Origin of the sequence: Lentisphaera araneosa HTCC2155 (genome assembly GCF_000170755.1) — a bacterium.
Taxonomy (GTDB): Bacteria; Verrucomicrobiota; Lentisphaeria; order Lentisphaerales; family Lentisphaeraceae; genus Lentisphaera; species Lentisphaera araneosa.
On sequence record NZ_ABCK01000081.1, the window covers coordinates 1 to 1,081 of the forward strand.

The 1,081-nt window shown below is 41.1% G+C and carries 2 protein-coding genes; both read right to left on the minus strand.

What is annotated here, in order from left to right:
* The coding region (locus LNTAR_RS24705) for a hypothetical protein (RefSeq protein ID WP_007281516.1) at positions 1 to 252 on the minus strand (252 nt) is incomplete at its 3' end.
* A 29-nt stretch (positions 253 to 281) separates the two neighbouring features.
* Positions 282 to 1,081, minus strand: an 800-nt coding sequence (locus LNTAR_RS24710) for a hypothetical protein (protein WP_007281517.1), incomplete at its 5' end; no start/stop codon positions are given.

Consider the following 1,081-nt stretch of genomic DNA (forward strand, 5'->3'; position numbering starts at 1 on the left):
AGGGGCGTTGAGGATATGGCTGGCTGGAGCTGCTTTCCAATCAGGACCAGTGGCAAAGTGTTCGGACTCATCAATAAGGATTTGAGCCCAGAAGCCTTTGGGAGTTTTAGGTCTACTGTAAAGAGATAGGTCGGGTGCACTTGCGAGAACAGTGATATTATTACGACCAGATTGCAGGAGGAAAGTGATGTCGAGATAGTTGATGCTATATATATTGCTTGAGCCTGCGTGGGGGCCATAAGTGAGGTGCATACCATTTACATAGATATGAGCAAATTCACCTACAGCAAACCAGAAGTCGGCTGAAGCAGGGATTTCTTTAAGGTAAAATTCATAACTAAGGATGCACTTGTCAGATCACCACTTTTATCAAGGCTAAAACCATCACTCAAAAAATCATTTAGTGAACCATTTGGATCGCCATTCACACCACCGACATAACTTGGATCTCTACCAATGTAACCAGCATTCGGATCTGTAAATCCAGAACCGTCTTCAATACGGGCTATTGACCACTCAAATGCAAGCTCATCAATGTCATCTTGGTTGATCTCATAAAACTTTGATTCGATAATTATTTGGTTTTCAGCCGGAGCCAATTCCTTAATAATGCGATCAATCTTACCATGCTCAGCAGGTGTATTTTTAACAACAAGTCGATTTACAGATTGAACAAAAGAAATTTCTGAGCCCGCATCAAACTTTACACCAAATTCATCAAAATATTGACGAACATCTTTAGCTGTACCATCACCTGCACCTCCACCAACGTCATCAATAAGGCTTGCACCTGCAGTATCTAAGTTTGGCTCAATCAAATCTAGGAAACCTGCAGGAACATCGTAGAAACGCACTTCCATTGTATCGAGAGGAATACTTTTGTCAGCAATAATTACTGCATGCTCAGTGACTTTATATTTTAAATCTTGCTGCAGACAAATGAGCTCAATTATCTTTAAAATTGGCACATCACTTAATCTTAAGGAAACACCATTTTGTGCTGGTGCACTTGCAGCTACTTCTGCACCTTCTTCAAAGCCACCTTCTTCACCAAAAGCACCTTCTTCACCAAAAGCATCTT